Origin of the sequence: Acinetobacter lwoffii (genome assembly GCF_022809915.1) — a bacterium.
GTDB classification, from domain to species: domain Bacteria; phylum Pseudomonadota; class Gammaproteobacteria; order Pseudomonadales; family Moraxellaceae; genus Acinetobacter; species Acinetobacter lwoffii_M.
This window is the reverse complement of sequence record NZ_JALGQY010000011.1, coordinates 1-26,659: the sequence shown is the minus strand read 5'-3', so window position 1 is coordinate 26,659 and position 26,659 is coordinate 1. Positions and strand designations below refer to the sequence as shown.

Annotated in this window: 25 protein-coding genes and 1 pseudogene; 11 read left to right on the top strand and 15 right to left on the bottom strand. The window is 45.5% G+C overall.

From position 1 onward, the window contains the following. The first annotated feature begins 119 nt into the window (after positions 1 to 119). The 8 genes from MTX11_RS07430 to MTX11_RS07395 all read left to right on the top strand — a co-directional run bounded on the left by MTX11_RS07430 (position 120) and on the right by MTX11_RS07395 (position 9,596). Positions 120 to 1,292 (top strand): isovaleryl-CoA dehydrogenase, encoded by a 1,173-nt coding sequence (locus tag MTX11_RS07430; RefSeq protein WP_243474766.1) that lies wholly within the window; start codon positions 120 to 122, stop codon positions 1,290 to 1,292. 35 nt (positions 1,293 to 1,327) lie between these two features. After that, complete coding sequence (locus tag MTX11_RS07425; RefSeq protein WP_243474765.1) at positions 1,328 to 2,929, top strand: carboxyl transferase domain-containing protein; 1,602 nt, start codon at positions 1,328 to 1,330, stop codon at positions 2,927 to 2,929. Positions 2,930 to 2,941: 12 nt separating this feature from the next. Further along, on the top strand, positions 2,942 to 3,736 hold the full coding sequence (locus MTX11_RS07420) for an enoyl-CoA hydratase/isomerase family protein (RefSeq protein WP_243474764.1): 795 nt from the start codon (positions 2,942 to 2,944) through the stop codon (positions 3,734 to 3,736). A gap of 19 nt (positions 3,737 to 3,755) precedes the next feature. Next, positions 3,756 to 5,750 (top strand): acetyl/propionyl/methylcrotonyl-CoA carboxylase subunit alpha, encoded by a 1,995-nt coding sequence (locus MTX11_RS07415; protein ID WP_243474763.1) that lies wholly within the window; start codon positions 3,756 to 3,758, stop codon positions 5,748 to 5,750. Beyond that, positions 5,747 to 6,649: a hydroxymethylglutaryl-CoA lyase gene (locus tag MTX11_RS07410; RefSeq protein ID WP_168386803.1), complete on the top strand. Its 903-nt coding sequence runs from the start codon at positions 5,747 to 5,749 to the stop codon at positions 6,647 to 6,649. The genes MTX11_RS07415 and MTX11_RS07410 overlap by 4 nt, the downstream gene beginning before the upstream one ends. A 93-nt stretch (positions 6,650 to 6,742) precedes the next feature. Further along, on the top strand, positions 6,743 to 7,447 hold the full coding sequence (locus MTX11_RS07405; protein WP_004729993.1) for a CoA transferase subunit A: 705 nt from the start codon (positions 6,743 to 6,745) through the stop codon (positions 7,445 to 7,447). A gap of 2 nt (positions 7,448 to 7,449) precedes the next feature. Beyond that, positions 7,450 to 8,088 (top strand): CoA transferase subunit B, encoded by a 639-nt coding sequence (locus MTX11_RS07400; protein WP_005262069.1) that lies wholly within the window; start codon positions 7,450 to 7,452, stop codon positions 8,086 to 8,088. A gap of 95 nt (positions 8,089 to 8,183) precedes the next feature. Then, positions 8,184 to 9,596, top strand: coding sequence for a short-chain fatty acid transporter (locus tag MTX11_RS07395; protein WP_243474762.1), 1,413 nt, complete (start codon positions 8,184 to 8,186; stop codon positions 9,594 to 9,596). A 54-nt stretch (positions 9,597 to 9,650) separates the two neighbouring features. Here the strand turns inward: MTX11_RS07395 and MTX11_RS07390 are convergent, their stop codons facing one another. The 4 genes from MTX11_RS07390 to MTX11_RS07375 all read right to left on the bottom strand — a co-directional run bounded on the left by MTX11_RS07390 (position 9,651) and on the right by MTX11_RS07375 (position 14,155). After that, positions 9,651 to 11,141, bottom strand: a complete 1,491-nt coding sequence (locus tag MTX11_RS07390) for an OmpA family protein (RefSeq protein ID WP_004646583.1) — start codon at positions 11,139 to 11,141, stop codon at positions 9,651 to 9,653. A 182-nt stretch (positions 11,142 to 11,323) separates the two neighbouring features. Further along, positions 11,324 to 12,559, bottom strand: a complete 1,236-nt coding sequence (locus MTX11_RS07385) for a dihydroorotase (RefSeq protein ID WP_004280133.1) — start codon at positions 12,557 to 12,559, stop codon at positions 11,324 to 11,326. A gap of 10 nt (positions 12,560 to 12,569) precedes the next feature. Further along, the gene (locus MTX11_RS07380) at positions 12,570 to 13,586 is read right to left on the bottom strand and encodes an aspartate carbamoyltransferase catalytic subunit (protein WP_004280134.1); all 1,017 of its coding nucleotides are present in this window, start codon (positions 13,584 to 13,586) and stop codon (positions 12,570 to 12,572) included. Positions 13,587 to 13,810: 224 nt separating this feature from the next. Continuing rightward, positions 13,811 to 14,155, bottom strand: coding sequence for a hypothetical protein (locus MTX11_RS07375; RefSeq protein ID WP_004646582.1), 345 nt, complete (start codon positions 14,153 to 14,155; stop codon positions 13,811 to 13,813). 232 nt (positions 14,156 to 14,387) lie between these two features. Between MTX11_RS07375 and rlmKL the strand changes: the two genes are divergently transcribed. Next, a complete protein-coding gene (rlmKL, locus tag MTX11_RS07370) occupies positions 14,388 to 16,592 on the top strand; it encodes a bifunctional 23S rRNA (guanine(2069)-N(7))-methyltransferase RlmK/23S rRNA (guanine(2445)-N(2))-methyltransferase RlmL (protein WP_243474761.1) in 2,205 nt (734 codons plus the stop codon). Positions 16,593 to 16,777: 185 nt separating this feature from the next. Here the strand turns inward: rlmKL and clpB are convergent, their stop codons facing one another. The 5 genes from clpB to crp all read right to left on the bottom strand — a co-directional run bounded on the left by clpB (position 16,778) and on the right by crp (position 22,010). Continuing rightward, a complete protein-coding gene (gene clpB / locus MTX11_RS07365; RefSeq protein WP_243474760.1) occupies positions 16,778 to 19,357 on the bottom strand; it encodes an ATP-dependent chaperone ClpB in 2,580 nt (859 codons plus the stop codon). Positions 19,358 to 19,585: 228 nt separating this feature from the next. Continuing rightward, the gene (locus MTX11_RS07360) at positions 19,586 to 19,708 is read right to left on the bottom strand and encodes an MbcA/ParS/Xre antitoxin family protein (protein ID WP_243474838.1); all 123 of its coding nucleotides are present in this window, start codon (positions 19,706 to 19,708) and stop codon (positions 19,586 to 19,588) included. Positions 19,709 to 19,733: 25 nt separating this feature from the next. Then, positions 19,734 to 19,943, bottom strand: a complete 210-nt coding sequence (locus MTX11_RS07355) for an antitoxin Xre-like helix-turn-helix domain-containing protein (protein WP_005107328.1) — start codon at positions 19,941 to 19,943, stop codon at positions 19,734 to 19,736. Positions 19,944 to 20,080: 137 nt separating this feature from the next. Then, complete coding sequence (locus MTX11_RS07350) at positions 20,081 to 21,130, bottom strand: NADP(H)-dependent aldo-keto reductase (RefSeq protein ID WP_114541778.1); 1,050 nt, start codon at positions 21,128 to 21,130, stop codon at positions 20,081 to 20,083. 172 nt (positions 21,131 to 21,302) lie between these two features. Further along, positions 21,303 to 22,010, bottom strand: a complete 708-nt coding sequence (gene crp, locus MTX11_RS07345) for a cAMP-activated global transcriptional regulator CRP (protein ID WP_004280141.1) — start codon at positions 22,008 to 22,010, stop codon at positions 21,303 to 21,305. A gap of 147 nt (positions 22,011 to 22,157) precedes the next feature. On the opposite strand from crp, the gene MTX11_RS07340 reads away from it, so the two are divergent. Continuing rightward, entirely contained in the window at positions 22,158 to 22,580 is a 423-nt protein-coding gene (locus MTX11_RS07340) for an OsmC family protein (protein ID WP_004280142.1), read from the top strand. Between the two features lie 66 nt (positions 22,581 to 22,646). Here the strand turns inward: MTX11_RS07340 and MTX11_RS07335 are convergent, their stop codons facing one another. The 4 genes from MTX11_RS07335 to MTX11_RS07320 form a co-directional block, all read right to left on the bottom strand. Continuing rightward, complete coding sequence (locus MTX11_RS07335; protein WP_243474759.1) at positions 22,647 to 23,684, bottom strand: metallophosphoesterase; 1,038 nt, start codon at positions 23,682 to 23,684, stop codon at positions 22,647 to 22,649. Positions 23,685 to 23,895: 211 nt separating this feature from the next. Continuing rightward, the gene (locus MTX11_RS07330) at positions 23,896 to 24,771 is read right to left on the bottom strand and encodes an MBL fold metallo-hydrolase (RefSeq protein WP_243474758.1); all 876 of its coding nucleotides are present in this window, start codon (positions 24,769 to 24,771) and stop codon (positions 23,896 to 23,898) included. A 2-nt stretch (positions 24,772 to 24,773) separates the two neighbouring features. Continuing rightward, on the bottom strand, positions 24,774 to 25,190 hold the full coding sequence (locus MTX11_RS07325; RefSeq protein ID WP_243474757.1) for a DUF6691 family protein: 417 nt from the start codon (positions 25,188 to 25,190) through the stop codon (positions 24,774 to 24,776). A gap of 1 nt (position 25,191) precedes the next feature. After that, a complete protein-coding gene (locus MTX11_RS07320; RefSeq protein ID WP_243474756.1) occupies positions 25,192 to 25,608 on the bottom strand; it encodes a YeeE/YedE family protein in 417 nt (138 codons plus the stop codon). 120 nt (positions 25,609 to 25,728) lie between these two features. On the opposite strand from MTX11_RS07320, the gene MTX11_RS07315 reads away from it, so the two are divergent. Further along, entirely contained in the window at positions 25,729 to 26,049 is a 321-nt protein-coding gene (locus MTX11_RS07315; protein WP_004810630.1) for an ArsR/SmtB family transcription factor, read from the top strand. Here the strand turns inward: MTX11_RS07315 and MTX11_RS07310 are convergent. Together MTX11_RS07310 and MTX11_RS07305 are read right to left on the bottom strand one after the other, a co-directional pair. Beyond that, the gene (locus MTX11_RS07310; RefSeq protein ID WP_004646570.1) at positions 26,046 to 26,408 is read right to left on the bottom strand and encodes a YidH family protein; all 363 of its coding nucleotides are present in this window, start codon (positions 26,406 to 26,408) and stop codon (positions 26,046 to 26,048) included. The two genes, MTX11_RS07315 and MTX11_RS07310, sit on opposite strands and share 4 nt — an antisense overlap. Positions 26,409 to 26,515: 107 nt before the next feature. Then, positions 26,516 to 26,659: pseudogene (locus tag MTX11_RS07305) on the bottom strand (thiol:disulfide interchange protein DsbG); the annotation flags it as partial.

The window sequence follows — 26,659 nt, the reverse complement described above, 5'->3', positions numbered from 1 at the left end:
TGTAAATCATTTTGTGAATATAGATTCACTTTTTTATTTTTTCGTTGTATGTTAAAACCACAAGCACAACAACAATGCTTTTTTGGACACAACAAATATAACCTCAGGATGGATGAAGAATGAATTTACAAAGCTTGGATTTCGGTTTGGATGAAACTCTAATAGCGCTTCGTGATTCAGTGGCCGCATTTTGCGCCAAAGAAATTACCCCGATTGCTCAACAGGTTGACCGTGACAACGAGTTCCCTGCTCACCTTTGGAAAAAATTTGGCGAGATGGGCCTGCTCGGGCTGACAGTCAGTGAGCAATATGGCGGTTCAAATTTTGGTTATCTGGCGCACATCATTGCCATGCAGGAAATTTCCCGTGCTTCTGCATCCATTGGGCTGTCCTATGGCGCACATTCTAACCTATGTGTAAACCAAATTAAGCGAAATGGTACTGAAGAACAGAAACAGCGTTATCTGCCTAAACTGATTTCAGGTGAATATGTCGGTGCCTTGGCAATGTCTGAACCGAATGCAGGCTCGGATGTGGTGAGCATGAAACTGAAAGCAGAAGACAAAGGCGATCACTACCTGTTGAATGGTTCAAAAATGTGGATCACCAATGGTGGCGATGCCGATGTCCTGGTGGTCTATGCAAAAACCGATTTGCAGGCCGGCGCCAAAGGCATGACCGCCTTTCTGGTTGAAAAAAATATGCCAGGTTTCAGTCATGGCACACATTTGGACAAACTGGGTATGCGCGGTTCAAACACTTATCCGCTGTTTTTTGACAATGTCGAAGTACCCAAAGAAAACGTCATGGGCGGCGTCGGTAATGGCACCAAGGTCTTGATGAGTGGTCTGGACTATGAGCGTGCTGTATTGAGTGCTGGCCCACTGGGGATTATGGATGCCTGTATGGATACAGTGATTCCATATATTCATGACCGTAAACAGTTTGGTCAGGCGCTGGGCGAATTCCAGTTAATGCAAGGCAAAATTGCCGACATGTATTCGACTTGGCTAGCCTGTAAGGCACTGGTTTATGCGGTCGGTGCTGAATGTGACAAAGCTGAGCATAGCCGTAGCCTGCGTAAAGATGCTGCCAGTGCCATTTTATATGCTGCTGAAAAAGCGACCTGGATGGCGGGTGAAACCATTCAGACTTTAGGTGGTAACGGTTATATCAACGAGTTTGCTGCAGGCCGTTTATGGCGCGATGCCAAACTGTATGAAATTGGCGCCGGTACTTCAGAAATCCGCCGCATGTTGATTGGCCGTGAACTCTTCAACGAAACAGCCTAAACCTTAACACTTAGAATAAAACAAGGATGTTCGTCATGAATCAGTTATCGAGCAAAATCAATATACGTAGTGAAGAGTTTAAAACCAACCAGACTGCCATGCTGCAACTGGTGGATGACCTGAAACAGAAAGTCGAAAAGATTGCCCTCGGTGGCGGCGAAACTGCCCGCCAAAAACATTTAGATCGCGGCAAGCTGTTACCACGTGAACGGATTAATCACCTGATTGATCCAGGAACCGCTTTTCTGGAAATTGGTCAGCTGGCTGCCTATCAGGTGTATCAGGATGATGTTCCTGCCGCAGGTGTGGTCGCTGGTGTTGGTCAGGTCAACGGTGTGACCTGCATGATCATCGCCAATGATGCTACGGTGAAAGGCGGTACTTATTATCCATTAACAGTGAAAAAGCATTTACGTGCCCAGGAAATTGCCGAACAGAACCAGCTGACTTGTATTTATCTGGTGGATTCAGGTGGTGCATATTTGCCTTTACAGGATGAAGTATTTCCAGACCGCGATCACTTCGGCCGTATTTTCTACAATCAGGCACGTATGTCGAGCCAAGGTATCGCCCAGATTGCAGTGGTGATGGGTAGCTGTACTGCCGGTGGGGCTTATGTTCCTGCCATGTCAGATGAAACCATTATTGTCCGCAATCAGGGCACGATCTTCCTCGGCGGTCCTCCTCTGGTTAAGGCAGCTACTGGTGAAGTGGTGTCCAGTGAGGATCTCGGTGGTGGTGATGTGCATACCCGTTTGTCTGGCGTGGCTGATCATCTGGCAGAAAATGATGAACATGCGCTTGCGATTGCCCGCAACATCGTGGCCAACCTGAACAAAAAGCCAAACAAAACCGCAGATGAAATCGAAGCGCCGCTGTTTGACAGTTCAGAACTGTACGGCATTGTGCCGAGTGACGCGCGCAAGCCTTTTGATATCCGTGAAGTGATAGCGCGTATTGTCGATGGCTCACGTTTTGACGAATTCAAAGTACGTTTCGGCACCACCCTGGTGACCGGTTTTGCCAAGCTCTATGGAATGCCGGTCGGGATTATTGCCAATAATGGCATTCTATTTTCCGAGTCTGCCCAAAAAGGCGCACATTTTATTGAACTGTGTACCCAGCGCAATATTCCGCTGATTTTCCTGCAAAATATTACCGGCTTTATGGTCGGCCGCCAGTATGAAAATGAAGGCATTGCCAAAAATGGTGCTAAGCTGGTGATGGCCGTCGCCAATGCCAATGTACCGAAACTGACTCTAGTGATTGGCGGTTCTTTTGGTGCAGGCAACTATGGTATGTGTGGACGCGCTTACTCGCCACGCTTTATGTGGACCTGGCCAAACTCGCGTATTTCAGTGATGGGCGGTGAACAGGCCTCCAGCGTCTTGTCGACCTTAAAACGTGACCAGATTGAGCAAAAAGGCGGAACTTGGTCAGCTGAAGAAGAAGACCAGTTTAAACAGCCGATTCGTGACCAGTACGAACGCCAAGGCCATCCTTATTATGCATCTTCGCGTTTATGGGATGACGGTGTGATTGATCCAGCGCAATCGCGTGAAGTACTAGCCTTGAGTCTGGCTGCAGCCCTAAATGCGCCCATCCAGCCAACCAAATTCGGCGTGTTCCGCATGTAAGAGGTATCAAAAATGGATTATCAATTTTTACAGCTCGAACAGCAGAATCAGGTCGCAACAGTCTGGATTAACCGTGCAGAACTGCACAATGCCTTTAATACCCAAGTGATTGAAGAACTGCATGCTTGCTTCCAGTCTTTAAATAGCCGTGATGATATCCGTGTGGTGATTATAGCGGGTCGTGGCAAAAGTTTTTCTGCTGGCGCGGATTTGAACTGGATGAAACAGGCCGGTCAGGCATCACAGGCTGACAATGAAGCAGATGCCCTCAAACTGGCAAAAATGCTGCAAAGTTTGGCGACCTTAAAACAGCCGACTATTGCCCGGGTACATGGTATTGCCTTTGGCGGCGGCATGGGTCTGGCTTCGGCCTGTGATATTTGCGTGGCCAGTACCGATGCCAAGTTTGCGACGTCGGAAGTACGTTTAGGTCTGGCACCTTCGACCATCAGCCCGTATGTGATTCGTGCGATTGGGGCCCGTCAGGCCTCACGTTATTTCCTGACCGCCGAGCGGATTACTGCTGAACAGGCCAAAATGATTGGTCTTGCGCATGAAGTCACTCCACCGGAACAGCTCGACAGCAAAATTGATGAAATTGTGGAAGCACTTTTACTGGGTGGACCTGCTGCACAGAGTGCATCCAAACAGTTGATCCAACTGGTTGACCAACAGGTATTAACCGAAGATTTACTGCTTAAAACCGCACAGCATATTGCCCATATTCGCCAGGGAGATGAGGCGAAAAATGGACTGAATGCATTTTTAAACAAACAAAGCCCGGCCTGGATCAAGACCACGGCATAACAACAAGAAGGATCCTACGATGTTTGAAAAGATTTTAATTGCCAACCGTGGTGAAATTGCCTGCCGTGTCATTCGTACAGCGAAGAAATTAGGGATTGCCACCGTTGCTGTCTACTCCGATGCCGATGCTCAGGCACAACATGTGAAACTGGCCGATGAAGCGATCTATATTGGTGAATCGCCAGCAGCACAAAGTTATTTGCAAATTGATCGCATTATTCAGGCAGCCAAAAACACTGGTGCCCAGGCGATTCACCCCGGTTATGGTTTCCTGTCCGAAAATGACCAGTTTGCCTTGGCCTGTCAGGACAACAATATTGTCTTTATTGGCCCGCCAGTCGATGCCATTCTGGCAATGGGTCTAAAGGCCACCTCTAAAGCGCTGATGGAAAAAGCCGGTGTGCCTCTAACCCCCGGCTATCATGGTACCAATCAGGATGCCGACTTCCTGAAACAGCAGGCAGACAATATTGGCTATCCGGTACTGATCAAGGCCAGTGCCGGCGGTGGCGGTAAAGGCATGCGTCTGGTGGAACGCAGCGAAGATTTTCTTAGCTCGCTTGCTTCATGCAAGAGTGAAGCACGTTCAAGTTTTGGCAATGAAGACGTTCTGATTGAACGTTATGTGATTCAGCCACGTCATATTGAAGTGCAGGTGTTTGGTGATACCCACGGCAATTATGTACATCTGTTCGAACGTGATTGCTCGGTACAGCGTCGCCATCAGAAAGTGTTGGAAGAAGCGCCTGCACCGAAAATGCCGGAAGACAAACTGGAGGCGATGCGTCAGGCGGCAATCGATGCTGCGCGTGCAGTAAATTATGTCGGTGCCGGTACAGTCGAGTTTATCGTGGAGCAAGACGGCACAGCTTACTTCATGGAAATGAACACCCGTCTTCAGGTTGAACATCCTGTCACTGAAATGATTACCGGACAGGATCTGGTGGAATGGCAACTGCGCGTAGCCTTTGGTGAACCTTTACCGAAGCAGCAGCATGAATTGCAGATTCATGGACATGCACTCGAAGCCCGTGTTTATGCCGAAGAACCAGAAAAAGGCTTTATTCCTGCGATTGGTCAGATCAGCTACCTGCATTATCCGGAGCAAAATGACCATGTCCGCGTTGATAGTGGCATTGTCGAAGGCGATGAAATCAGCACCTATTATGATCCGATGATTGCCAAACTGATTGTCTGGGGTAAAAATCGTGAAGCAGCCTTGACCCAAATGCATCATGCACTGGGTCAGTTCCATGTCGATGGTCTGGGTAACAATATCGCTTTTCTAGATCGCCTGGTGCTATGTGATTCGTTTAAAAATGCACATTTAGATACTGGCCTGATTCAGCGTGAAGAGGAATTCCTGCTCAAACCTTCTGCGGATATCAGTACCGAACTGGTGGTCAGTGCCGCGCTGATTGAACTTCTGTCACGTCAGGCACAGAACCCCGTTCCAAGCAATCCGGTGTGGCAGCAAAAAGCATTCTGGCGTCTGAATCAGCAAAATAGCCATACAGTGCAATTACAACGCAATGGCATCAACCTGAAAATTCAGTTCAAGGCCCAAGATCAAGGTTTTGTTGCCAGTTATAATGGTCAGCAAATTCAAATTCAGGGTCAGCTCGTCGATGCCCATACTTTAGCGTTGCAACTGGCGGGTAAACAGCAAAAACTGACTTTTAGCCAGACTGAGCAAGGCATTACTCTATTCCAGAATGGTCAAAGCTATAAGTTCAATTACCTGAAGTCTGATTTTAATAATCAGGATGAACAAGGCACGGAAAATAATCTGATCGCGCCAATGCCAGGTGTCATTACCCAGGTGCTCGTGGCAGCCAATGACAAAGTCAAAAAAGATGATGTACTGATGACGCTGGAAGCCATGAAGATCGAATATTCAATTCGTGCACCGCATGACGGCATCATTGCAAGTTCATATTTCCAGAAAGGTGACCAAGTCAAGGCCGGTGATGAACTGGTCGAGTTCCAGCCTCTGGCGGAGGAAGTGGCATGACGGATTTTGTCAAAATCGTAGAAGTCGGGCCACGCGATGGCCTGCAAAATGAAAAGACGCCACTAACCCTGAATGACCGGAAAAACCTGATTCTAGACCTGATGAAAACCGGTCTACAGTCAATCGAAGTTGGCTCCTGCGTTTCAGCCAAATGGGTACCGCAAATGGCAGACAGTGATGTGCTCTTTGCCAGCCTACCCCAAGATCCGAATATTCAGTTCAGTTTGTTAACCCCAAATCTGAAAGGTTTTGAATCGGCACTGGCTGTGGGTTGCAAAGAAGTCGCGGTATTTACCGCTGCTTCTGAAAGCTTTACCCGCAAGAACATCAACTGCTCGATTGATGAAAGTTTCGAGAAGTTTGCCGATGTCATGGCAGCGGCCATAGCCAATGATATTAAGGTGCGCGGCTATGTCTCCTGCATGGTGGACTGTCCTTATGAAGGTGCCATTGATCCGAAACAGGTGGTGAAAGTCACGCAACGTTTGCTGGAGATGGGCTGTTATGAAGTATCGCTGGGTGAAACCATTGGCACGGCCACTCCGAATCGGGTGAAAAACGTCTGGGAGGCCTGTCTGGCTGAACTTGATGCTAAAGTTTTGGCAGGCCATTTTCATAATACTTACGGCATGGCCATCGCCAATATCTACCAGTCACTGTTGCAAGGCATTCGTGTATTTGATTCATCCATTGCAGGCTTAGGTGGCTGCCCTTATGCCAAAGGCGCTTCAGGCAATGTTTCAACTGAAGACCTGTATTACCTGCTCTCGAATATGGGCTTTCAAACCGGTATTCAGCTGGATGCCCTGATGCAGGCCAGTCGTAATATCAGTGAAGTCTTGCAGCGCAATAATCCATCCAATTATGCCAATGCCTACTGGCAAAAAGCCTGTGCTTAACAATAATCATGCTTGAGCAAAATAAACTTAAGCAACCCATAAGGATATAAACAGCAGATTTAAGTCTGCTGTAATAACAATAGAGGTGACAAGATGTCAAACAAGGTTTATGACAGCGCTCAATCCGCCTTAAAGGATGTGGTGCAAGATGGTCATACTCTGGCTGTCGGTGGTTTCGGCCTATGTGGTATTCCAGAAGCTTTGATCACGGCCCTAAAAGAAACAGGTGCCAAAAATCTGACCTGTATTTCCAATAATGCCGGTGTAGACGGCTTCGGTCTGGGGCTTTTACTGGAAACAAAACAGATTAAAAAAATGATCTCCTCTTATGTCGGTGAAAACAAGGAATTCGAACGTCAATATTTAAATGGCGAACTGGAAGTTGAGCTGACCCCACAGGGTACACTGGCAGAAAAATTACGTGCTGGCGGTGCCGGTATTCCGGCTTTTTATACGGCGACGGGTGTCGGAACCGTGATCGCTGAAGGTAAGGATGTCCGTGAATTTAATGGCAAGTCTTACATTCTGGAAGAATCTTTAACAGCTGATGTTGCTCTGGTTAAAGCCTATAAGGCCGATAAAGCCGGCAACCTGATTTTCCGTAAAACCGCCCAGAACTTTAATCCGGTCTGTGCCATGGCCGGCAAAATTACCATTGCTGAAGTCGAAGAGATTGTCGAAATTGGCGTGCTGGATCCGGACGAAATCCATCTTCCGGGAATTTATGTGAACCGGATAGTCCTGAATGCTCAACCGGAAAAACGTATTGAACAGATGACTTTAAAGGCGGAGGCTTGATCATGGCTTGGACACGTAATGAAATGGCGCAGCGCGCGGCACAAGAGCTTGAAGATGGTTTCTACGTCAATCTAGGGATTGGCCTGCCGACGCTAGTCGCGAACTATATTCCGGAAAATATCAATGTCTGGCTGCAGTCGGAAAATGGCCTGCTGGGGATTGGCGAATTTCCAACCGAGGAGACAGTGGATGCCGACCTGATCAATGCCGGTAAACAGACGGTTACCGCGCGTAAAGGTGCTTCATTTTTCTCAAGTGCCGACTCCTTTGCCATGATCCGTGGCGGTCATGTCAATATTGCCATTCTGGGTGCTATGGAAGTGTCCGAAACTGGTGATCTGGCCAACTGGATGATTCCAGGCAAAAAGGTCAAAGGCATGGGCGGTGCCATGGATCTGGTCGCGGGTGTACAAAAGGTCGTGGTCTTGATGGAACACTGCGCCAAAGATGGTACACCGAAGATTGTACCGCAATGTAGCTTGCCGCTGACTGGTCAAGCTGTGGTCAACCGGATTATTACCGATCTCGGTGTACTGGATGTTACTCCTGATGGAATTCGACTGGTTGAACTGGCACCAGAGGTCAGTTTTGAAGAGATTCAAAAAGTCACGGGAGTAGCGCTACTACGTAACGCTGCCTGATCCAGCCAGCCCTTAAGAATAAAATTTCTTAAGGGCTTTTTATATATAGCTGCTTCATTTCAAAATAATAATCGCAGAATAAATGGATTTTAATCATGCAAATTCAAAAAAATATCTTGCAGCGCTTCGCCTTGCGCGTCAGCGACTGGTCAGAAAAATGGTTTCCGGATTCTTATATTTTTGCCCTGCTTGGCGTGATCATTGTGGCGATTGCTGCCATCGGAATTGGTGCACCGGCACAGGATGTCGCGATTTCCTTTGGTGACGGCTTCTGGAGCCTGATTCCCTTTACCTTGCAGATGTGCATGCTGATCGTGGTCGGTTATGTGGTTTCCGTATCTAAGCCTGTCCAGCTTCTGATCCAGAAAATGGCGCGCCTGCCACATTCCGGTCGTGGTGCGATTGTCCTGGTCGCCACGGTCAGCCTGTTAATTTCTCTGATTAATTGGGCCATGAGTACTGTACTGACTGCACTCCTAGTGATTGCACTGGCACAGCGTAAAGAGCTTAACATGGATTACCGCGCTGCTGCGGCTGCCGCGATTATCGGGATGGGTGCGACCTGGGCACTGGGGATCAGTTCTTCAGCTGCACAGTTACAGGCCAATAAAAGCAGTCTGCCTGAACCGATTTATAATCTGACGGGCGTGATTCCATTTACCGAAACCATTTTCCTGCCGCAATCCATGATCATGACGGCGGTACTGATTGTAGCTTCAATTGCGATTGCTTACTGGTCAGCACCTAAAGGGTCTGACATTAAAACCATTGAGCACTTTCCGATTCAGATTGAAGAAGAAAAACCGGAAGTATCTGCCGAAAAAAGACCGGGGGATTGGCTGGAAAATTCACCCATTTTAAGCATTCTGATTGTGATTCTGGGCGCAGTCTGGATGTTTAACGAATTTTCCAAAAGCAATCCGATTCTGGCCATTTCCAGCTTAAATACCTATAACTTTATCTTCCTGATTTTGGGCGTGGCCTTACACGGTACACCGCGAAATTTCCTGAATGCGGTATCCAAAGCCGTACCCGCCATTTCTGGGGTACTGATCCTGTTTCCGCTGTATGGCAGTATTGCCTTTATGATGACCAATGCGCTAAACCCGGCCGATCTGTCATTGTCACATTACATTGCCGAGTTCTTTGTTTCCATTGCCTCGCAGGAAACCTTTGCCATTGTGATGGGCTTATACTCGGCGATTCTGGGTTTCTTTATTCCTTCTGGCGGAGGGAAATGGATTATCGAAGCGCCCTATGTGATGCAGGCTGCGCATGACCTGAAAGTGCATCTGGGCTGGTCGGTACAGATTTATAATGCGGCAGAAGCCTTGCCGAATCTGATTAATCCATTCTTTATGCTTCCGATGTTGGGTATCCTGAAATTAAAAGCCAAAGATGTGATTGGATTTACGGTGACCCAGCTGATTTTCCATCTGCCTTTGGTACTGTTCCTGCTGTGGTTCCTTGGTCGGACATTGACTTATAGCCCGCCGGTATTTTCTTAATTTAAGATAATAAAAAAGGACGAAAATTCGTCCTTTTTTATTTAGGCCGCTCTCTTAATTTCCTGTCTTCTCAACTACACCTTCATCATCTACTTCACGTACAATTCCCGTTTCGGTATTCACGACCTCAAAGGTCACGCGACGATTCTGAAACTGTCCGGCAGGTGTGGCATTGGGTTCAACCGGCTGATCCTCTCCCATGCCAACTGCCTGTAACTGTGCAGGATTGACCCCTTTTCCAACGAGATAACTGGTAATCGCTTGAGCTCGTTGCACAGACAGCACCTTATTTTCTGCTTCACTACCCTGAGCATCGGCATGTCCTGTAACCTTCAGAATGACATGCGGTGCTCGTTGCAATAATGCAGCAGCCTGATCCAGCACCAATTTATTGACCTCGGGAACTTCAGTCGATGCCGTATCAAAATTAATGATCTGTAAATTCAGTGCAGTCGCCACATCCAGCGCTTTAACATTATCGGTCTTGATACTGGCCAAGGCTTGTTCTGCCTCACTATTGGCGGTATTAATCACGTCACTTCTATTGAGCGGCTGCTGGGTCACCACTGTGACATTTTTGGCCAGACTACGAATTTGTGCTGCCAGACGCTCGGCCTCTGCATTGGTTGCTGCACGCACTGAAACCTGATTGCCAATCCAGTCAAGTGACACATTTGGCATTCCCTGCATTGTTCTCAACACAGTCGGAATAGTATCCTGATCAATAAATTCTGAATGATAAACCTCACTGCTCAGCGCCCCACAACCAATATTATAATTAAAGATCTGTTTGATCTCGTTTTGCAAAATTTCCATATACTGCGGATTATTCAGCTGTAATTGACAACTGACAATTTCGCCATTACTGCCTGTACTTAATCGCAAGGATGCAGGCTGAGCTGCAGCAACTTCACTGGTCGCTTGGGTATTTGAATCTTCAACATCATCCTGCATGCAGCTACGAACCAAAAACAGGATCAAACCCGCCAGGATCAGAAAAATAATAAACGGCCATAAAAAGCCGGTTTTTCTTTCTTCCTGAACAATGATGGTCTGCTCCGCCAATACAGGCTCCTGATTTAAATTTTGCCCTGCCAAGGGTGAAACTCCTAGCGCTGCCAGAATAGGTCCAGCCCAAACGGGTAATGCGCGCTGAATCGAATCGGCGTGGGTTTCCAGCAAATGGCTAATCGCTTCCGGACTTGAAGCACCCGCTTCGGTCTGTAAAAAATTCATAGTCGGTACAATTGACCGGTTCAAGGTATGCTCTATTTCATCTTGTGGCGCGCTCTGATCCACTTGATCCAGAAACTGCTGCTTGAGTGCCGGATTTGCATTGAATAATTCATGAATTTTTGGATTAAGTTGCTGACCAAGATTCTCAATCCAGGCGGGACGTGCACGCAATATACTTAAAAATATGGGATAGAATTGAGCCAAAGCTTGATCTTTGGCAAATAAATGCTCGGTTTCACCTTGAAGCACAATCGCCGTAACATCGCTTTTTAAGCGTTCTATAAAGTCTATATTCATAATCGTCACCATTCTTTTGATTTTTCTAATGTTTAATATTTAATCAGTGTAACGATCCCCATTTTTTGAAAATGTAAATAATTGTATGAATATCATAAAGTTTCACTGTTTTTGTTGAGTACTCATTTTACCAACACAAAATTTAAAAAATAAAAAAAGCCAGCCGAAGCTGACTTTTATAAAATTGGCATCATTTAAGCAGCAAAAGTTTGAACCACTTTACCCAGCACTTTTTGATTAATGAGCGGGGTATTTTTACCTTGTGACACGATGCTTTCTTTATTCAGGGTCCATTCCAGTTCCGGATCTAGCAGCACCCAGCCTGATTCATTTATCCATCGATCTGCCATTTGTGCAACACGAGCCGGAGCTAGGGTCACTTTTTCCACCCATTCCAGTGGAGTCAACAACCCCTCACGAATCAGTTGCAGACCAAAAGGCACATAGGTATCAAAAGCAGTGAAACCTGGCTGCGTTTCAGCAAACGGCGCCATTTTCGCAGAGCTGCTTAGCGGTTCATGATGAGTACAAATCGCATCAATCACACCTGATTTTACACCCTGACGCAGTAATTCTTTGTCCTGTTCAGAACGAAGCGGTGGACGCACATGTGCAAGAGAGTTAAATCCATCAATCAAATGATCAGTTAAATGTAACTGATGCATGGCCACATCACAGGTCACCGGTAAGCCTTTTTCCTTGGCAATACGGATCAATTCCACCGAAGCACCACAAGACAACAGACCAAAGTGTGCTCGTACTTTGGTTGATTCAATCATCAACAGATATTTGGCAATCGCCACGGTTTCAGCCAGTGCCGGAATCATCGGCAAGCCCTGACGTGATGCAATAAACCCTTCATGCACACAGCCGTCTTTGGCAATTTGTGGTTCTTCCGCATAGAACACCACCGTCAGGTCTAAGCCTGCAGCATATTCAAGGGTACGCAGTACCACATCATCATTGGCAAACGGCGCACTGGCATTGGAAACCGCAGTACAACCGCCCTTTTTCAAGCCCGCCATATTTGCCGGTTGTTGACCATTTAAGCCTTGGGTTTGCGCACCAATCACTTGAAGATAGATCCCACCATCCAGCATGGCTTTTTCGACCAGACCGTGAATCAGCGCACCATTATCTTGTACGATTGGCTTTGAATCGGGTGGCGTAAATACGTGCAAAATGCCATTTTCACGTGCCGCTTTTCCTTCAGACTTAAGCGTACCGTGTTGCTGTTGACCCGGTTCACGTAAACGCGCACACAAATCGACCATGGTTGGCATTAACCATTTGCCTTGACCATCAATCGTTTCAGAGACGTCTGCTGTTTCTGCAACGAATTTTCCATTTTCCAGATACACGGTCTGGATAGAATTAGTGTTTTGGATTGGATCAAGAACACGGACATTTTCAATTTTTACAATAGTCATGACTTATTCCTTAACCCGCAATCGCTTCAATCAAACCTTGTTCTTGTAACTGGCCTTGCATCGATAAAGCCAACACCGCCATACGCACGGCAATACCATTGGTCACCTGCTTCAAAATCACAGATTGCGGACCATCCGCAATACTTGAGTCGATTTCAACGCCGCGGTTCATTGGTCCCGGATGCATCACGATACAATCCGGTTTGGCCATGGCAAGACGTTCTTTATTCAAGCCATACATTTTGTAGAACTCTGCTTGCGAGGCCAGTGCCGGAGAATCAATCCGCTCGTTCTGAATACGAAGCGTAATAATCACGTCGCAGTCTTTGATGCCGTCTTCCATATTATTAAATAGACGAACACCATCACCATATTCTTCAAAGCCCAATGGCAGCAAGGTATTCGGTGCAATCACCCGGATATCCTGACAGCCTAAAGTTTGCAAGGCGGCCACATCTGAACGCGCGACACGTGAATGCTTGATATCACCAATAATTGCAATCGACATTTCTTCGAATTTTTTATTGGTTTCGCGGCGAATGGTCAGCATGTCCAGCATCGCTTGAGTCGGATGCGCATGACGGCCATCACCGGCATTAATAATTGCCACTGTTGGACAGACATCCTTGGCAATAAAATGCGCTGCCCCTGAAGATGAATGACGTACCACGAAAATATCGGCCGCCATGGCTTCCAGATTCCATAAGGTGTCACGCAGGGTTTCACCTTTAGAAGTACTCGAACGGGCAATATCGATATTGAGAACGTTGGCAGAAAGGCGCTTGGCAGCGGCTTCAAAGGTGGTGCGGGTACGGGTTGAATTTTCGAAGAACAGGTTCATCACCGTTTTGCCTTCGAGCAAATTATTGGTGATCAGCTGATTTTGGTCATTAAAAAAGGACTGTGCAGTGTCCAATATTTTTGTCAGGGTTTCTTTAGAAAGACCTTCGATGGTCAAGAAGTGTTTTAGATTACCTTCTTTATTGAGTTGAATCTGGCTCGGTGTATGCAATGCCGCCAAGTGCATGAGAGATTCCTTATGCGTTAAGTCAACATATTATACAGAGATTGGCGAATTTTTATAGTTGGCCACGCTGCTACTTGTACAAAAAGCATCTGAACAATAAAAATAAAAAATCAGATTCCTTTGTATTTTTTCAATAAGATAATTTAACCCGATTTGCATCTTGCTGATTTTAAGTACAAAACCAACGGGCGCTTCAGTCTGGAGCATTCACACCCATCTCAGGTTTAACGCAGTGCACCAATATACCGATGTGACACCTGTGCACGATAGATATCGTCTTCATCCGGTTCGACCGAGATCAGCCCTTCCTGCTGGCTTGGGTGTGCAGATTCTGTTTGTGAGTCTTGTGCTGTTTCAGAAATCTCCAGTACCATTTTCAGGCGCTGGATCAGATGATTCAAATCTGGATCCTGGGTTTGCTCTGCCAGTTGAATCACATGCCGGGCATAATCCAGGTTCTCTGCCAGATAAATTGCATCAATCACCCGACCTGAAACACGTCGTAAACGCGCATAGATTAAAGTGGCCACTGAAAAAGCGTCATGGTTGCGTAACTGATTCTCTAACATCTTAACCCCCATTATAAAATTGAAAAATCAGGCAGCCATCGCTCCCCATCGACTGACCGCCTGATTTGCCATGTATAGAGCAAAATGCGTACCAGTTCCTCAATTTATAGTGTGAATATTATTTTTCTCTATCACATGCCACGGCCTTTCAGAGAATTTCAAAAGCTTTCAATATAAAAATACGGTAAACTTAGCGCAGTTTTTTATTTATCTTTTTTGGTCTCTCTATTATATGAATACCTCTCCACGTTTAAGCAATTATTGGGTCACCTGTGCCGATGGTCTGGAAACCTTATTAGAAGAAGAAATACAAGGCTTAGGTGTTCAGAATATTGAGCGTTTTCCGGGCCGTTTGACCTTTAAAGGCACACTGGAAAATGCTTATCGTATCTGCATGTGGTCACGTCTGGCTTCACGTGTTTTGATGCCAATCCACACGCATGAAATTGAATTTTCTCATGATGCCCGTGATGTGGCAGAAGAACTCTATGAAGGGGCTCTCAGCTTCGACTGGTCGCTGATTTTTGCACCACAAAGCACCTTTGCGATTCGTTTGCATGTCGAGCGTGACATCAAGGTCAACACCCAGTTCGCGACTTTACGTGCCAAAGATGGTGTCGTAGATTCCTTTATGGAAGCGGTAGGCAAACGTCCAAGCATTGACACCAAACAGCCAGAAATCACCATGTATATTCTGGCAGGCAAGAAAGAACATACTTACTGCCTCGACCTGTCTGGTGACTCTTTGCATAAACGCGGTTATCGCCGTTTCATGACTGATGCACCGATTAAGGAAAACCTGGCTGCTGCGATTCTGCAAAAAGGTGGTTTAAAAGCGTTAAATCCGGACATCATTGTCGATCCAATGTGTGGTTCAGGTACCTTTATTATTGAATCCCTAATGATTTTGACCGACCGTGCACCGGGTCTGGTCCGTCGTTTCGGTTTTAATGGCTGGAATGGCCATGACCATGAACTGTGGATGAGCATCAAGGCCGAAGCTGCTGAACGTCATCAAGCGGCAATGGAAAATCCATTACCACAATTCTATGCCTTCGATGCGGACTGGGAAGCGGTTAAAGCCACCAGACAAAATATTATCGCGGCGGGTTTTGAAGCTGCTCTCGACAATATCATGATCGAAGAACGGACTTTAAATGACTGGCCTGATTTCCATGCAGAAGGCAAGAAAGTATTCTTCGTGACCAACCCGCCATATGGCGAACGTCTCGGCGATAAAGCGCAAAACCGTTCTTTATACCTGGGTTTATCGGCTTTATTGCAAAAGAATTTCCCGAATCAAAAAGCGGCTGTGATTGCCTCCCAAGTGGAACAGGCCGATGTGCTGGCGTTCAATGATCCGCAAATCCTGCGTTTGATGAATGGTAAATTGCCGATCTATATCCGCTTCGGTACGGTTAAACCGGCCGCAGTGGTACGTCCATTCCTAGAAAGCTGGCAGCCTCAGCAGTTTGAACCGATTGAAGGTGCGATGGAGTTTGCCAACCGTCTGACCAAAAATATGCAAGCTCTAAAAAAATGGGCAGTCAAGGAACAGATCCATTGTTTACGTCTCTATGATGCAGATTTACCTGATTTTAACGTCGCAGTAGATCTGTATGGCGAGCGTTTGCATGTACAAGAATATGCGCCACCTAAAACTATTGATCCGGAAAAAGCCAAAAAACGTTTCAACCTGGCCTTACAGGCCATTCGTGCCGTGACCGGTTTGGGCCGTGATGCGATCTTTATCAAGACCCGTGCACGTCAGGAAGGTAAAAACCAGTACACCAAACAAAGTACAGCATCCAAGCGTTTTATCGTTCAGGAAGGTCAAGCCAAGATTCTGGTCAACCTGACCGATTATCTGGATACCGGTCTGTTTCTGGATCACCGTCAAATGCGTTTACGTATTGCACGTGAAGCAAAAGGCAAACACTTCCTGAACCTGTACAGCTATACCTCAACGGCAAGTTTACATGCTGCTTTGAGTGGTGCTGCAAGTACAACCAGCGTCGATCTGTCGAATACTTATTTGAACTGGTCTAAAGAAAATTTTGTTCTGAACGGCTTAACCGTGGATCATGCGGATGAACAGCATCAGTTCTTTGCCTCTGACTGTTTCGAATGGCTAAAAGAAGGTCATGAGCAATATGAGCTGATCTTTATCGACCCACCAACCTTCTCAAACTCGAAGAAATTCTACGGGACCTTTGACGTACAGCGCGACCATTTGTCCCTGTTAAAACGTGCGATGAACCGCTTAACCACTGATGGTACCTTGTATTTCTCAAATAACTATCGTGGTTTTGAGATGGATGAAGAAATTCTGGCCTTCTTTGATGTTGAAGAAATTACCCAGGAAACCATTGGACCTGACTTCAAGCGGAATCAAAAGATTCACCGTGCCTGGAAAATCCGTCATCCGCAAGTGTAATTTGATGATGAATTAACTGTCTTTATCACGATTGATATCTTCTTTATTTTCCCTGAGCTGAGTTTTAAGCCATGCTTTAAAGCTCGCCGCAACAAGAATACAAAAGTGTTGCAATGCTCGAAGTTAAAAATAAGATTAAAAAAAACCCAGCCTAGGCTGGGTTTTTTGTTGCAAGGAGAAGCGGTTTAGTTAAGTTTCATTTTTTCAAAGATTAACTCACCTGCTTCAGCTTTCACCAGAATGGTATCGCCCGGCTGGAATTCTCCGCCCAGGATTTTCTGCGCCAGACCATTTTCAATCCGCTGCTGGATTGCACGTTTCAGTGGACGTGCTCCATACAATGGATCAAAACCGGCCTCGATCAGCTGATCGAAAGCGCTGTCATCTACCGACAAGCGCATATCGCGTTCTGCCAGACGTTGACGTAAACGGTCCAACTGGATATCGGCAATACCGCGAATCTGGTCTTTTTCCAGCGCATGGAACACTACCAGTTCATCAATACGGTTGATAAATTCCGGACGGAAATGTTCCGATACCGCATTCATCACCACCGTACGGACTTCTTCTTTAGTGGCATTACCGCCCAATTCACGTACATCCTGCGAACCCAGGTTCGAAGTCATGACGATCACAGAGTTTTTAAAGTCCACTACCCGGCCTTGCGAGTCAGTTAAACGGCCATCATCCAGTACCTGTAGCAAGATGTTAAATACGTCCGGATGCGCTTTTTCGACTTCATCAAACAAGATCACACTATACGGTTTACGACGTACGGCTTCAGTAAGCACCCCACCTTCTTCATAACCGACATAGCCCGGAGGCGCACCAACCAAACGGCTGACCGAATGTTTTTCCATAAATTCTGACATATCGATACGCACCATGGCATCGTCGCTGTCAAACAGGAAATTCGCCAAGGCTTTGGTCAATTCTGTTTTACCGACACCCGTTGGCCCCAGGAACAGGAATGACCCACTTGGACGGTTCGGATCTGACAGACCGGCACGTGAACGGCGTACTGCATTGGATACCGCCACCACGGCTTCATCTTGCCCTACTACACGGTTATGCAGGAATTCTTCCATATGTAGCAATTTGTCACGCTCGCCTTGCAGCATTTTCGCAACCGGAATACCGGTCGCAGCACTCACTACTTCAGCAATTTCATTGTCGGTGACTTTGTTACGCAGCAATTTTGGCGTTGCGCTTTCATCGGCTTTTTCAGCCAGTTCAAGCTGCTTTTGCAACTCTGGTATCACGCCATATTGCAAACGCGCGGCCTCGCCCAGATCACCTTCACGTTGCGCTTTTTCAAGTGCTGTACGTGCCTGATCCAGTTTGATCTGTACGTCTTTATTGCCTTCGACCAGCGCTTTATCTGCACGCCAGACTTCTTCCAGGTCATGATACTCTTTTTCAACTGTGGCGATCTGATCGGACAAGTATTGAATCTCAGCTTTGGCACCTGAGTCTTCATCTTTTTTCACCGCTTCCAGCTGCATTTTTAACTGAATCAGACGGCGTTCCAGTTTATCTAAAGCTTCTGGCTTAGAATCGAGTTCCATTTTGATGCGCGATGCTGCTTCATCAATCAGGTCAATGGCTTTATCCGGCAACTGACGATCGGTAATATAACGATGCGACATTTTCGCCGCCGCAATAATCGCGGAATCCAGAATCTGTACCCCGTGATGGGTAGCATAGCGATCTTTCAAACCACGCAGAATCGCAATGGTATCTTCTACGCTTGGCTCATCGACAAGCACTTTCTGGAAACGACGTTCCAGCGCTGCATCTTTTTCAATATACTGACGATATTCATCCAGTGTGGTCGCACCGACGCAGCGCAGCTCGCCACGGGCCAGCGCAGGTTTCAGCATGTTACCGGCATCCATCGCGCCATCACCTTTACCGGCACCCACCAAGGTATGCAACTCGTCGATAAACAGGATGATTTCGCCTTCATGTTTGGCAATATCTTTCAGAACGGCTTTTAAGCGTTCTTCAAACTCACCACGGTATTTGGCACCGGCCAGCAAAGAACCCAGATCAAGTGATAAAACACGTTTACCTTTGAGTCCTTCAGGCACTTCACCATTGATAATCCGCTGCGCCAGACCTTCGACGATTGCAGTTTTACCGACCCCTGGCTCACCGATGAGTACCGGGTTATTTTTGGTACGGCGTGATAAGACCTGAATGGTACGGCGGATTTCATCATCACGGCCAATCACAGGATCAAGCTTGCCTGCCAACGCACGTTCAGTTAAATCAATGGTGTACTTATTCAGTGAATCACGCTGATCTTCATGATTATTGCTCATGACTTTTTCATCGCCTCGAAATTGATTAATCACTTGGCTTAAAGTCTCTGCCTTTACGCCAACACTATTTAATAAAGTTTTGGTATTTCCGGTTTCTGCCAGCGCCAACAGCACCCAATCCGTAGATAAAAACTCATCTCCGGCTTTTTGCGCAAAGCTGTCTGCCAGATGCAATACTTTTGCCGCTTCAGGACTGAGGTTGATATCTGCTGATGGATTGGTCAGGGTTGCCGCATTGCTTAATGCTGTTTGCAACTTGGTCTGTAACTCACGCAGATTGGCACCGGCCTGTTGCAGCAGGCTGACATTGGATGCTTCGTCCATCAAGGTGGCCAAGATGTGAATTCCATCAATCGAAGTATGGTCCTTGCTCATGGCCAGCGATTGCGCATCGGAAAGGGTTTGCTGCAGGCGATTGGTAAATTTTTCAAAACGCATTCTTGTTATTCCTCACAACAAATTTTCTACTTGATGGATATATGGGTACGCTTGATAAAATTTCAAATCATTTTTATATATTTTTCAAAAACTTAATTTATATTAGAAGACAGATATCAGTAATAATATTGGTATATATAAAGCAGATTTCAAGAGCGCCAAATAGAATTTTTATCTGCTTGTTCAGATGACCTGTATTGAATTTCCTTTCTGATCAATGAAGACGACTTAAATGTGTCGCATCCGTTCCAGAACATCGATTACTTGGCTGAATCCTTGCGGCGTTTGGATCAGCCTACGTGGTAACTGATCATCTAGAGAGCGATTGGGTGAATTGATAAAAAGGCGCATTACTTCAAAATCGCCACCAGCAAGCTTAAACAATTGCTGATAATAAAGCGAGTGCCTGTTTTCCTTCACTCGTATGCGGAGCTAAATCATCCATTTGCACAAGCGATAATACCTCTTGCTCCGGGACGCCGAGAATGGCAGCAAGTTCCGATTGCGTAAGCTGTAATTGCTCGGCTATTCGACTCGTGGCTTTCACTAATACTGTAGTTGGTAATGTCGTGGCTTCTGGATTCATTTTTTAAAGCTCATCTTCTTATGTTCATTTGATTATGCCGTTTTTAATTTCTGACATCTAGGTTGTGTGGACTCAACTTTGTTAATTCTTAAAATAAAAACACCCTCATAGGAGGGTGCATTTCAATCAGCACAAAGTTAAGGTGCAGGGTTCGGCTGCTGACGGTGAATATCTTCAATAGCTTTAAGAATTTCTTCTGATAGATCGATTTCAAATGCCTGAATATTTTCTTTCAGCTGATCCAGATTGGTCGCACCGATAATGGTACTGGTCACAAAGAACTGCTGCTTGATAAAGGCCAAAGCCAATTGGGTAAGACTTAAGCCATGCTGTTCTGCCAGCTGGGCATATTGCTCGGTTGCCCATTCACTTTGCGGATTGCTATAGCGGCTAAAGCGGGAGAATAGCGTTACACGTGCATTGGCAGGACGCGCACCATGACGGAATTTACTGGTCAGATAACCAAATGCCAAAGGTGAATACGCCAACAAACCTACATTTTCATATCGGGCAATTTCTGACATGCCAATTTCATAAGTACGGTTCAGCAGGTTATATGGGTTTTGTACACTGACAAATTTGGACAAACCTAATTTCTCTGCGAGGTGCAGAAATTTCATCGTGCCCCACGGGGTTTCATTGGAAAGACCAATATAACGGATACGGCCTTTTTTAATTTCATCCTGCAAGGCAGTCAGGGTTTCTTCCAGATCCGTTACGGCACGGTCTTCTGCCGCTTCAGCATTGCCATAACCCAACTTGCCAAAGAAATTGGTTGGGCGTTGCGGCCAGTGTAACTGATACAGATCAATATAATCCGTTTGTAGGCGTGACAATGACTGGTCAATGGCTGCTGAAATTTCATCGGCAACGAAACGGGTTTGACCATCCCGGATATGGCTACCACCTTGCGATGGTCCGGCAATTTTTGAGGCTAAAAAGAGTTTGTCACGGCCACCACGTGCAGCGATCCAGTTCCCGATAATACGCTCGGTAGCACCTTGCGTTTCAGGTTTTGGCGGTACCGGGTACATTTCCGCAGTATCCCAGAAATACAGTCCCTGATCTAAAGCATAATCCAGTTGCTGAAAAGCCTGTTCTTGCGTGTTCTGCTCACCAAAGGTCATGGTGCCCAAACAAATTTCTGGCAAAAGAATGCCGGTATCCGCCAACGGTCTGAATTGCATAAAAACATCCTGTGAATTTTATTCAGTGAATTGAGATCAAGTGGGCTATAGCCTATCGGAATTATAAGGGGAGCTTAAATCATCTTTTCTGAGAAGCTTGTTCTAAATTTTTATGTATTAAGTAATGACGCATTAAAAAGCAAATCCGAAGATTTGCTTTTTAATATCTGGATTATTCGTCTATGGCACCATCTGCAACTGCTTCAGACGCTTCTTCTAGTGAAGCATCAAAGATCAGGATGGCTTTACCATCGGTTTCGATCATGCCCTGCTCTTCTAGCGTTTTCAGTACGCGACCCACCATTTCACGGGAACAGCCAACAATACGGCCAATTTCCTGACGGGTAATACGAATCTGACGGCCATTCGGCAAAATCATCGCTTCTGGCTGTGAAGACAGGTCGATCAGGCAACGTGCAATCCGGCCTGAAACATCAATAAATGCCAGATCAGTGACTTTACGTGTGGTATTTTTCAAACGACGTACTAATTGAGCAAATACCGCATAGCTCAGATCAGGATATTGCTTGCTGATTTCGTGAAAGTTTTCATAGGTAATTTCGGCAATTTCACACACATCACGCGTACGAACTTCCGCAGTACGTTGTGGATTAACCTCGAATAGACCCATTTCCCCAAAGAAGTCACCCGCATTTAAATAAGCCACGACAATTTCACGATCATCATCTTCACGAAGAATGATAGATACAGACCCCTTCAGAATTAAATATAAAGATTTAGATTCTGATCCTGCATCAATGATCGTGGTACGTTTTGGATAACGATTAATATATGCACGTTTTAACAGTGCTTTCACGGATTCTGGTAATTGCCCCGGAGAAAGCGCATCAGTGCTTAATTGTGAAAAGTTTGAAGTCATGCTAACAGTTCCGATTATGGATAATTTATAGATCGCACAAGACCTAATGTGAACTTGTCACACAGTGGGATTGAAATTCCGTATCAACCCAATTTATGTTAGTGTACAGTTACTTGATAAATTTATAGCTTTTTTTAGGTAGTTGCAATGCAAACAAGCGTTCATTGGTTAGAGAATGTTGCTTTTGAAGCAAAAACTCAAAGTGGTCATAGCCTTATTATGGATGGTTCAGCTGAATACGGTGGTGAAAACCGTGGTCCCCGTCCTATGGAACTGCTTTTAACGGGTCTGGGCGGTTGTGCGTCTTTTGATATTGTTACCATTTTAAAGAAGGCTCGTCAGGATATTACCGATGTACGCTGCGAATTAAAGGCTGAACGTGCAGATACAATTCCGGCAGTATTCACGAAAATTCACTTGCATTTTGTAGTGACCGGCAAAGCGATTAAAGAGAAACAGGTCGCAAAAGCCGTAGAACTTTCTGCTGAAAAATATTGCTCTGCCAGCAAAATGCTGTCTGATGGCGGTGTTGAAATCACCCATGATTATGAAATAATCGAAGCAGAATAAAATCTAGATTCTGTAAAAAAAGCGGCTGGAAAAGCTGCTTTTTTTGTATCAGAAAATTGCCTTTTCTCAGAACCGCTGAACTGAATACTGATTGCCATCTTCAAAGCTCAAGATATTTTCTGGAAATCTTAAGGCGCCGAGTCGATGTCTGAACGCGACACCCTGTTGACGATCGAGATAGCGTTTACCCACTGAATAATCCACACAAAATACGTTTTGTTGCTGTCCATACCATTGCAGTGCATCGATCGATTTGAGTAAACCGGTTTTTTCTTCAGTAGATTTAAAGTTCCGCCAATAATGTCCAGTAATGACTGGAATTTGGTCGGTATAGCTGTCCCACCATGGCACGCGGTCGATCATCCGCCACCTTCCACCGGCATAAATCGGTTCTAAGGCGATTTTTTCCGCACCAGAAGTAATGACCCGAATCGGATTGTGCATTTGCTCACGTAGCTCTTTTTCTGCGAGATGTTGCAATAAAGGTAAAGTTGCAGCTGGGTCTTTGAACTGGTGTTGGTAGCGTTGCTGCTCTATCTGGATGAATTCATTAATACCTAAGGCTTGCAGATCCAGCGCTGTATGTTGAACGAAATCAGCATAGGCTTCGCCAAGCGAAGTAAAACCAGAATTGCGTAATTGATCAATTGATCCTTGATGCCAACAGGCATGTACAACACGCAGCTGCTCCGACTCCAAGGCCAACGGTAAGCTATTTAAAAAATCCAGAATCCATTGTCGATCTTTGATTGAGGCTTGGATCGAATCAAAAGGTTTCAGATCATCCTGATGCGGTGAACCAAAAAACCAGCCATTGCCTTCCCGCAAAGTATCGGTCAATAGGTTCAATTCATGATTACCCATCACACATTGTGCATAGCCTTCATCTACCAGCTGTTTGACGCGTTTGATCACCGCAACACTGTCTTGCCCCCGGTCACATAGATCACCGACAAAAATTAGTTTGCGCTGTTCTGGATGATGACCATTCCGGTCATAACCTAATACCTGGATCAGTTGTTCCAGCGCGGCAATCTCACCATGAATATCCCCTACGATATCCACGGGACCAGTGAAAACCTGCTGTATAAATGAGTACTTCATTTATGCATCCTGAATTAAGTCTAAAACAGAATATATCCCTAATAAGTATCCTTTAAATTTATGAAGATCTGAATACAGAATGAATCATCATTTAAATAATTTAATATTTAGTAATGCAATTCCCTATACCTACATGAAATTAACTCCAGTCTGATTCAGGCAAAAAAAGCATGTGCTCTCTCAAAGACAACCCATGCTTATAAGGAAGGTTTTAAGACTTAAAATAATTCAATGGCAATTTCAAATAAGACACACCATTGGCTTCAGGCTCAGGAAACTGCCCTGCTTTCATATTAATTTGAATCGCCGGTAAAATCAGTTTCGGCATACTTAAAGTGGCATCACGCTGATGACGCATTTCGACAAACTCTGCTTTACTGGTGTCTTCGTGGATATGAATATTCTGGGTTTTCTGGGTGTGTACATCTGTTTCACAGACATAGTCATGACGTGTTGAAGGCAGATAGTCATGACACAAGAACATCCGAGTTTCAGGCGTAAGCTGATACAGTGACTGTACCGAATCGAACAAGGTCGATGCACTACCACGCGGAAAATCGCAACGTGCTGTACCATAATCCGGCATAAACAGGGTATCACCCACAAATACCGCATCTCCGATTACATAGCTGAGACAGGCCGGCGTATGCCCTGGCGTAGGAATATTATAGGCATCCAGTTCACCAATCTTGAAATGCTCATGATCCTCAAACAGGTAGTCAAATGGCTGCAGGGCATTAAACTGTTTCATGTCCAGATGATAAATCGCACCAAAGGTTTCCTGTACCACTGAAATCTTCTGGCTCATGGCAATTTTACCACCCAGTTCTGCCTTGAGATATTGCGCTGCCGTCAGATGATCTGCATGAACATGGGTTTCCAGAATCCACTCGACAGTTAAATTTTGTGCTTTAATATAGGCAATAATACGATCTGCATGTGTAGTCGATGTACTAGCCGAGGCCGCATCATAATCCAGGACACTGTCAATAATGGCACAATGTCCGGTTGCAGGATCACTCACCACATAACTGAAGGTATTGGTATCTTCGTGAAAAAAATCTTTTACTATAGGTAAGTTTGACACCATTAAGCTCCTGACCATTTACGGTGAATCCATACACCCATCAGCATTGCTACAATAAAATAGAGCACTTGATAGTGGCCCAAACCGATCAAGGTGAAACTTGGCGCCGGACAGATGCCGGCAATGCCCCAACCTGCACCAAATAAAACCGCACCGGTAATCAGTTTCTTATCTATCTGATTATTTTTAGGCAAATCAATAGGCTCATTAAATACTGTTTTCGGTTGTGCCGTACGTAATGCTTTCTGGAAAGGAATAAAGGCCACTGCAATCGCGCCCATCATGACAAAGGCCAGACTGGCATCCCAATCACCAAACAGATCCAGAAAGTCGAGTACCTTTTCAGGATTGGACATGCCCGACACCATCAGACCCACAGAGAACAGAGCACCAAATAAAAAGGCAAACACATTTTTCATTTTAGAATGCTCCTGTGATATGACGGATAATATAAACGGTGACAAAACCTGCAAACATAAAAGTCATCGTCGCGACAATTGAACGCTTAGACAAGCGACTAATGCCACAAATTCCGTGACCACTGGTACAGCCCGACCCCAAACGTGTCCCGAAGCCTACCAGCAGACCTGCCACAATCATCATCAATGGGCTGGCATTCAATTCGATTTCAGGTTGTATAAACAGACCATAAATAAACGGTGTAATGATCAAGCCTGATAAAAACCAGATCGCAGGCGTATTAAATACGGTTTTTGGGTTTAATACCTGCCCAACCAAACCACTGATTCCTGCAATACGGCCATTGACGTACAGATAGCCGACCACTGAAAGTCCGAGCATTAAACCGCCAATAAATGCGATGAGGAAGTCATGCATAGTGAATCAATCTCTATACAATATAGTTTTTTATATTATATAACAAAAAATAATAATCAAGCAGTTTTATGGTAAATTGTGTAAACTGCATGGGCTACATCAAAGGTTTCAAGGACATTTATGGATATGATTGCTGCAAATGCCAAAATTGATTTTTCACAGGTCGATTTCGTCAGCCAATGCCTAAAAGTTTTAGCCAATCCTGATCGTCTGAAAATCTTATGTATCTTAGTCGACGGGGAAATGAATGTTCAGGAAATTGAAGAATCTACCGATATTCATCAACCTACACTTTCACAACAGCTGACTGTACTGCGTAAGGCCGACATGGTTGGCACCCGACGTGAGGGCAAACAGATTTTCTATCGTCTGAGTGACCCCAAGGTCTTGAGCCTGATGCAAAAGCTGTACGAGCTGTATTGCGCCCAGCCCTCTTCTTAGTGCAGCCAAAAAGAAATGATCAGAAGCAGTCCGCTAAAAGCAGTAAACAGATTTAGCCATACGGGATACTGGGTGTAATAACCTTCAATAAATTCCGGCGGTCGCAGTGATGTCAACCCCCGTCGATATTGCAGGATTGAGGCGAAATTTACCAACATACCAAATACAATCACCGCAATTCCCAGCCATTGTGAATAAGCTATTTTCTGTGCATAAGTGTCTGGGTCCACCAGTTGCACTAGCAGGTTGGATTTTTCAATCACAAAACCAAAAGCAATTAATGCCAAACCACTCCGGTTCCACGCCAGAGCGGTTCGTTCCAAAGCAAGCAGTACCCGTGGATCATCCAAATTTGACATTTCTTATCTGCTCTTCATGCTTAGCCTATCCACCAATGTAAATCTGCCTCCCTATCATGTATAGATGTTTTAAGTAAAAATTACTTTTCTATCATGCAGTTAAAATATTATTGTTCAAAAATTTCCTTGACGTCCATCGCCAGGTCTTGAGTGGATTTAAATTCACCCTGATTATTTTTCCAGGCCATCGACGGTGTGGAGAAAAAGCCGTATTTCCCCATTAGGGCCTGGTTGGCATCAATTTTTGCAGC